The 8191-nt window shown below is 37.9% G+C and carries 4 protein-coding genes and 1 pseudogene; 1 reads left to right on the forward strand and 4 read right to left on the reverse strand.

Annotation, left to right across the window (positions count from 1 at the left end; translation table 11 throughout):
* Window positions 1–119 precede the first annotated feature (119 nt).
* Window positions 120–3494, reverse strand: a complete 3375-nt coding sequence (locus QZR90_RS02915) for an autotransporter outer membrane beta-barrel domain-containing protein (RefSeq protein WP_295788569.1) — start codon at window positions 3492–3494, stop codon at window positions 120–122.
* Window positions 3495–3931: 437 nt separating this feature from the next.
* Here QZR90_RS02915 and QZR90_RS02920 point away from each other — a divergent pair, with 437 nt between their 5' ends.
* Window positions 3932–5497, forward strand: coding sequence for a polysaccharide biosynthesis protein (locus tag QZR90_RS02920; RefSeq protein ID WP_295788572.1), 1566 nt, complete (start codon window positions 3932–3934; stop codon window positions 5495–5497).
* A gap of 151 nt (window positions 5498–5648) precedes the next feature.
* On the opposite strand, the gene QZR90_RS02925 is transcribed toward QZR90_RS02920, so the two are convergent.
* The 3 genes and pseudogenes from QZR90_RS02925 to QZR90_RS02935 form a co-directional block, all read right to left on the reverse strand.
* Window positions 5649–6401 carry a glycosyltransferase family 25 protein gene (locus tag QZR90_RS02925; protein WP_295788574.1) on the reverse strand — a complete coding sequence of 251 codons (753 nt, stop codon included), beginning with the start codon at window positions 6399–6401 and terminating at the stop codon, window positions 5649–5651.
* 100 nt (window positions 6402–6501) lie between these two features.
* Complete coding sequence (locus QZR90_RS02930) at window positions 6502–7677, reverse strand: O-antigen ligase (protein WP_295788576.1); 1176 nt, start codon at window positions 7675–7677, stop codon at window positions 6502–6504.
* Window positions 7678–7768: 91 nt separating this feature from the next.
* Window positions 7769–8191: pseudogene (locus tag QZR90_RS02935) on the reverse strand (glycosyltransferase family 1 protein); the annotation flags it as partial.

The following is an 8191-nucleotide window of genomic DNA, read 5'->3' on the forward strand; positions in this document are numbered from 1 at the left end:
TTTTATTTTGTTTTATTCTTTTATTCTATTTTTTATTTCATTTTCTTAAAATTTATAGCAAACTCATTTTAACTATTAGTCAACTATTAGCCAACCATTGGTCAACTATTGGTCAAATCTTATTCAAATCGCCAAGTCATGCCGCCATTAATCTCCCATGCTTTGGAGTAAGAGCCTCCAAATTTGCGCTCTACTTCTAACCAAATGCTGCGGTTATGGCTCATTTCAGAGTTGATGCCTAAGCCAATATCATACCAAGTATCATGGTTTGTCACATCATAATGAATGCGCTCTAAGCCATTAATAGATGTTAAGTAGAAGGAACGGTTACCAGCAAATTCATGAAGGATATCAGCCTTGAAGTACCAGGATGTATCTTCATCAATATGGTGGCCTAAACGGAAACCTAAACGACCAATCAAGCTATTGGTATGGTCTAAATGGTTCGTAATGCCATCATTGGTTGTATAGGTTTTGCTATTAATGTGCGTGTATTGTAACTGCACTTGAGGTTCAAAATACCAATCTTCATTTAAGGCTTTGCGACGGCCCCATTCAGCACTGAGCTGTTGATACCAAGTACCAAAAGATGCCTTAGATTGTTCACCATCAACTAAGTAAGCCTTTGTTTTCGCATGAATTTTACCTACACGGCCTACTAAGTCTAAATAATGATCCTTATTGCCTAACCAAGTGTGATACAAAGTCCCTGTATAACGTTTGAACTTCGTGCTGCCACCATCATAAGAAGTAGTGGCTCTCAAATAGTTAAAGCTACCACCGCGATGAACGAAGGCACCATCTTCACATTCCATTAAATAATCTCGGCCAATTTCATAGCGATTAGCATGTCCATTGTAAGTATCATGGCCTAAGTTCATATGAGTGGCGCGAGCCCAAATACCATGTGGGTCTTTTCGAGGCTCCTCTTCATAGCGCACATAACGAGCTTCACCAAAGCGTTTGTTCAATGTATCAATGTCTAAAGCTAAATCATATAAGCCATCATGTGCTTTTGCTGTAGCGCCAACTAAAGGACTTTCTACAGAAGCTACACTACCAAAGTACCAATCTGTTGTGTCACCAATCGTTTCACTATTGATGCCAATAATATAATCATATAAATGACCTTTATCTACATTTCGTTGTGTAATAGGACTGGTGAACGTAGCCTCACTGTTTTTCAAGGTAGCAAAGTATAAGCGATCAGTCACAGCCATATCTTCTAAGTGCATAAGAGCTTTATCGGTCACAATAGCTTGTGTACCACTCGCCTTTTCTGTAGCTGTAATGTAATCGCTATGAGCAGATACAGCTTTAGCGCCCTGGTTAGTATGCCAATCTAAATTCATGGACATCGTACCAGTGCCACTCAATTCTTTAGTTGTAATGCTCTTGCCATTATGATTCGCATCCACTAAATTCACTAACGAATGATTCGTCAACTTCGTCAACGAACTATGGTCAGTGACATTCCAAATGGCCCCATTAGATAAACTTACATCTAGCTGCGCCAATGACCCTTCAGTAGTTTCAGTCGCCCCTATATCTGATGCTCTAGTATAGCCGGTTAAGTAGGAGTCAGCTGTATCTAAATTAAGTAGTACAGTCCCGCCGTGAGCTAAAATATTACCTGATAATTGTTTAACTTTCTGCTTGGAGCTCGCATCGATTACACCATTAGACTCGGCGCGCATAACTGTTTCAGAGTTTGGAAGATATAAAGCATCTTTTACATTGACGCGCCCTAAATTAATAGCCACTAAGCCTTCATCACTGGCGTTAATTATCGCTTGCTTATTGAAATTGACAACACCTTCATCACTAGCTGTAGCACCTGTAGCAGCTCCGTCTATGAGTACATGGTCATTAAAGTTAACTACACCTTTAGTATTGGCCACAGCACCGGTACCTGTGGTGTAAATATTAGCTTGCTTGTTGAAGTTGACAACCCCTTCATCACCAGCTGTAGCACCTGTTCTAGTCGTAGTAAAATCTACGTCCTCCTGGAAATTAACTGTACCTTTATTAATGGCTACCACACCTTCGCCAGTCTGAGCTATAGTTGGGCTATAGAAATTAATAAGCCCTTCATTAGTCGCATAGGCACCAATAGAGCCTTGGTTCGTCAGTGTAGTTGGTTTATCACCACTTGTTAAATTAATAAAGCCATTGTCTGTATATATAGTTGCTTCCCGAGGATTATCTGTAGTGCCACCTGTAACTAAGTTAATCCCGTGAGCGGCCTCCAAGGTAGATGTACCACTATTTTTAGAGCTTACAGCTGTATCCCCACGATCTATAGAAAAATTAATCTCATTATCTGCGCTTAATATAATCGTACCATTGGTATTAGCTATTATCATGCTGCGATTAGCATTAGGATACATACTGGCTACATCAAAGCCTTCTGTATGAAGCTCAATATTATGAGTTGTATGTACTAATATATTAGAATTAGTACGTGAGGAAAGCACTTGATGTGAATTACTAAAGAAATCTTCACTATCAAAAGAAAGAGAACTATTATCTCTAGAAACTATCAATGGATAAGGACCTAAACTTAATTCATTAAAACGAATTTCTTTATCAGCAATAAAGTAGCCTTTACTTGCGTCTCTAGCAATAATCATATTTATTGACTCATTTTTATCTAGATTAGTGAATGTCAAATTTCGTCCTGCTTGCGAAGTAATCTGACTTCCCCCACTTAGCAAAATATGATTAGACCCCATATTATTGTAGTCAATATCTCGCCCTGCCTGTAATGCTACTTTCGAATTGCTATCCAATATAAACAAAGGGCCGGCATTAATATTCTGCTCATTTAAACTTATATCATTCCCTGCCGTTATGTTCACAGCCCCCATACTTTTAACATTAATCAAATTACTAAAATATTTTCCCTCTGTGCTCATAACTACACTATCACGAGCCTGTAAATCTATATTATTATTGCCATTTACCGTTAATATTGGATACGTACTATTAGAATCTGATTTATTAAATATAATATTATTGGCATCAATGGCTACAGAACTGTTAGTTGCCCCCTTATCTATAAAAATTAAATTACCTCGACCAATTGTAACATCTACATTATCAGCATTAGTAATAGCTAGATGCTTATTATTTCTATTATTATATATTTGCACTAATGAGCCATAAGGACCTGTTTTTAAATTATGCCCCTGCATATCTAATTCTAAAGTGCCTTCGGTAGACGTACTATATCCTTCAATAATACCTATCGAAGTATCATTTTCTCCAGTATTGTCAAGTTTAGTAGAAGATAAAAAATTAATATCCTCTGTCGCTTTTATTACTCGATCTCCATCAACTCGTAGAAAATGCTGTTGTGTAAGATTCTCATAAGTACCGCCTAACGTATTCTCTGACAATGGATATGTGGCTGCATTCGCACCCCCTACAACAGTACAAGTTAACATACTTAAAATACACACCCTGAGCCACTTGGACTTCTTGCTACTCATTTAAAACTCCTCCTAGAATAGTTGCTCACAAAGTCTTTTACATAGCTTTTTTATATTGCTAGAAACAATGCCTAACACTTTTTATTATTATCGACTTTGTGTCAAACTAAACTCGCACACTCACTAACACCTAATTGAGTTATCATTTTTGTAACAAAAATTTACTCAATTATAACTTATTTTATCCCTTTTGATTATTATACAACGTGCCGTTTTAAATTTCGATAGATTTTTTAAAAACAACATGAAATATTTCACTTTTATTTCATATTTTTATAACATATAATAAATAATCAAAAGCCTGAGCCTTTCTCAAAATCTTAATGCATAGACTGTAAAACTATGTTAAAATTTAATATTGAGATAGTTATTTCTAAACAGGAATAACTTTATTGCAACAAAGCAAATTAATCACACAGATTAGGAGCAAATTTAACATGGTTAACCGTTTTTTACAAGGCACGCTGATTTTAACAATCGCTGGCTTTGTAGTAAAAGCAATTGGCAGTATAAACTGGATTTTACTCTCCCGCGTCCTCGGTGGTGAAGGTATTGGGATTTATCAAATGGCGTTCCCGATTTACCTACTCGCCTTACAACTTTCGAGCGCTGGTATTCCTATAGCCATTTCAATTGTAACAGCTGAAAAACTAGCCCGCTACGATTACAAAGGAGCTCACAAAGTATTTAAACTTTCCTTTAATCTTCTCTTTGGCACAGGCTTATTTTTCAGTATTCTCATGTACTTTGGTGCGGATTGGCTTATTAGTTCTGGCATTATCGTCGACAGTCGAGCCTACCTAGCACTTATCGCCTTAGCACCGGCCATTTTCTTTGTAACACTTATTTCCTGTTACCGTGGCTATTTACAAGGTTGGCAACTGATGACACCTACTGCGGTGAGCCAAATTATTGAACAGCTCTTGCGCGTTATCGTCATGCTTGGTGCTGGCTACTTGCTTCTACCTTATGGCTTAGAAGCTGCTGCAGGAGGCGCTAGTATGGGGGCCGGCATTGGTGCCTTTGGAGCCTTGCTAGTCCTACTCTACTACTATTACAAATTACCTACAGCGCCAGAAGATGGGCATAAACAACCAGATGGCCCTGTGGAATCAGCCAAGTCCATTATCAAACGTCTCATTAAACTGGCTTTACCAATTTCATTGGCTAGCTTAATGTTACCGATCGTATCGAATCTTGACTTAATTATCGTGCCACGCCGTTTAGCTGCTGCCGGCTTTAGCATGAACGAGGCAACTGAGCTCTTCGGTTATCTTACAGGTATGGCTGTGCCACTCATCAACTTAGCTACCATCATTACGGCAGCCTTGGCAACTAGCATTGTACCAGCTATTTCTAATGCGAATGCTATGGGCGATAAGCAAAATGTATACTACCGCACAGCCGGTGCTATGCGCATTAGCTTTATGTCTACCGTACCGTTCACATTGATGCTCTATGTATTAGCTGAACCAGTTGTGAGTGTTATTTACAATGCACCACGTGCAGCAGGGGCCACACAAATTACAGCCATCGCTATTTTCTTCTTAGGCTTACACCAAGTTACTACCGGTATTTTACAAGGCCTAGGTAAACCAACCTTACCTGTTATCAACATGGGGATTGCAGCGATTTGTAAGGTCATTTTAAACTGGAATTTAACGGCCCTTCCTTGGATGGGTATTACGGGGGCCGCTTGGGCCACTGTGGCTGACATTGGCGTCGCCGCCTTACTTAACTTAATTTGGATCAAAAAATATACAGGCTATTTCCTAGACTTCTCACTACTCTGGAAGAATATTGTAAGCGCCATTATCATGGGCGTGGCCATGTATTTCATGTATCCACCACTGGAAAGTATTATGTATAAATTCTTCGCTATGGCTATTACAGCCTTCATCGGTGGCATCATTTATGTCATTATTATGTTCCTCTTAAAAGGGCTTAATAAACATGATGCAGAGCGTATGCCATTGATTGGGAAGTTTTTTAGAGATAAATAAGCTCTACATGCCATTTTCTGACTACTATTTTCCAAATACTTATTCTCTACATAGTATTCTCTAACTTATTATTTATTTCTATTAACAACAAAAACACCACCATAACGCACTAGATAGTTATGGTGGTGTTTTTTATTTTATCCCTAAAATTCTATTTAGGTCTAAATGGTCGATATATTTCTTTTGAAATCTTACGTCCCCAAAATAACATTTTTTCTTTTAAGGACAAGGATTTATAGAGCGCAAAAAACACTCCTTTTTTATGTTTTTTAAACTCTCTATTACGCCGAGCGCGCTCTTCACCAATCGTGGACTGAATACAGTTTTTCTGCACTACTAAATCTTTGTCTAAGGAATACAACTGACAGCCCTTCAGTAAATAGTAATTCTGGAATACATCAATTTCAAAATTAATTGGCGTCTGCAATTCCACAATAATTTCAGCAGCCGCACGATTTATTACATATGCATGAGCCAAAGTAAAACTAAAAGCGGAATATATGCGACAATTACTTAATGACTTCACTTGTTTAAACTGATAGGAGCTCTTATATAAACAAAGCGCCGCTGGCTTTTCTTGATGGCGAACAAAGTCTTCTATTTCTTGAAAGTCTTTATATGCAATATCATTACAAAAGCCTATATCATCTTCAAAAACAAACAATACCTCTTCTTGGCTAGCTAAAAATCGCTTGATTATCTCAAGATGACTCAAAGCACAGCCTATTTCAGGTTTCCCTAAAATAATATCCTTATTTATATTCTGCCCTATTTCATCAGCAGATAAGTCATCCCCCATAATGGCATCAAAAAAGATTGGTTCTACACCGATTTTCTTACACTCATAGGCCACATTTTCTCTACGCTCTATATTATTTTTATTAGATATAAAGTAATAGTACATGACATTTCCTATTTTAAAATTAATTCACTATGACACTTCGCCTTATCTCATCACCTATTGTATAACGATTTGTCATTATTTACTACCCCTATTGTTCTATCTAAGGGTTCTTTTCACGAAGAGGTAAACTCCCTAAGGTTATGCCTAACAAAAGGAAAAATAAGCGACTTACAGGCTTTAAGATCAAACCAGCATCAACTATGCCTTGACCATATAAAACGAAGAAAGACGCTAGCATAGCTACAAATAGAAAATTACCTGGCTTTTGCCATACGATTTTACATAGAAGGCTCAATATGCCTAAGGTCATGGCTACAAAACCGATAGTCCCAACAGTGCCAGTAGTAGCTAAAAACCACATAAACATACTATGTGCATGAGGTACATTTTGCTCATGTGCTACAGGCAAAATATAATGGCCATAATACTGGGTAACCCAGTTTTTTAAACCAATACCAAACCAAGGTGAATCCTGCCACATATGATAGCTTGAAATCCAAAAATACACGCGTTCCATATCATAATTACGAGATAAATCATCATGATATTGAGGGCCAAAATAAACTATTGCAGCCATTACTACCAATGAAAGTACAAATGGTACAAAGCGCCGTTGTTTCACGGCCGCACGTAAAGATAGAAGAAGGATTGTAATCATACAGCCTAGGCTTAGACCTAGCATAGCACCGCGCGAAGCTGTTAAAAATAAGGACACGCCTCCTAAACCAATAGTAAGTAAAGTAATAACACTATATAGATAGTGCCTTTGCTTTATATATTTTATAAAAAACGCCACTAAAAATGGCAAAACTAAAGCAAACATGGTCCCCAAAGTATTAGGCGATCCATAAAATCCATCAATGCGTCCCACTTCCCCCATTTCATAATATTCAAAGAGGGAATGCGCTCCTAGAAAAATAGTGGACGTAATTAAGCCAAACTCTACAGATCGTTCCTTCGTAAGCTTACGCACCATGTATAGAACTACTACACCAGGTAACGCCCAGGACAGGTAATTTAGGGCAATGTTGAGACTAGGATAATCCTTCAAAGCTAACGAAGCAATAATAATTAAACCATAAAATAAGCCCATCCCTATATAAATCAGAGGGGACACTTTAAATAATTTAAAATCCTTGGCTTTTATTAAACCATATATAGTAAATAGAATCCCCAAAGCAAAGGTATTACTAATCAGCGCGTTAGACGCGGAATTGCCTAGGGCTACTACCATTAAATATAAAATTATACTACCAATAGTATATGTGTTAATCATTTTTAACTCCAATGCATAAATGCATGTAGAACCATTGCATGTGCACATTTCACTTGAAATCAATAAAACAGCGACATTATTCTTGCCAATCTTAGCGTGCTATCTGACCAATAATATGACGAATTAACTCTGCCTGACTATAAGCAGCATTCGCTGCTTGGAGGCCCTGCTCATATAGGGGTAGGCGATCTTTAAACCCATTTACAAAGAGCTCTAATTGTTTCGCAAAAATATCTTCACTCGTAAGGTCCACTACTTCGCCAATATCATAGGTAGACACTACTTCTGGATTAATTTCTGGGGACTGTAAAATCGGCTTATAATACCCAATGGCATTAAAGAGCATAGCACTCCAGTGATAGCGATACCGCTCCGCTCCATAAGGCGCTAAAATAGCATCCACACTGAGTAATGCATCCTCCCACTCGGGCCCGATTAAGTTCTTGTGCCAAAATTCCAAATTAGGCGTATTCTTATATTCTTCTATAATAGCCTCAAACTCGCGCGCATCCTC

This window comes from uncultured Veillonella sp., from assembly GCF_900545795.1.
GTDB lineage: Bacteria > Bacillota > Negativicutes > Veillonellales > Veillonellaceae > Veillonella_A.

Bases quoted from the DNA above. Each gene is read 5' to 3' on its own strand.
- QZR90_RS02930 (WP_295788576.1), bottom strand. From the start codon at position 7,677: ATGATTAACACATATACTATTGGTAGTATAATTTTATATTTAATGGTA.
- QZR90_RS02915 (WP_295788569.1), bottom strand. From the start codon at position 3,494: ATGAGTAGCAAGAAGTCCAAGTGGCTCAGGGTGTGTATTTTAAGTATG.
- QZR90_RS02920 (WP_295788572.1), top strand. From the start codon at position 3,932: ATGGTTAACCGTTTTTTACAAGGCACGCTGATTTTAACAATCGCTGGC.
- QZR90_RS02925 (WP_295788574.1), bottom strand. From the start codon at position 6,401: ATGTACTATTACTTTATATCTAATAAAAATAATATAGAGCGTAGAGAA.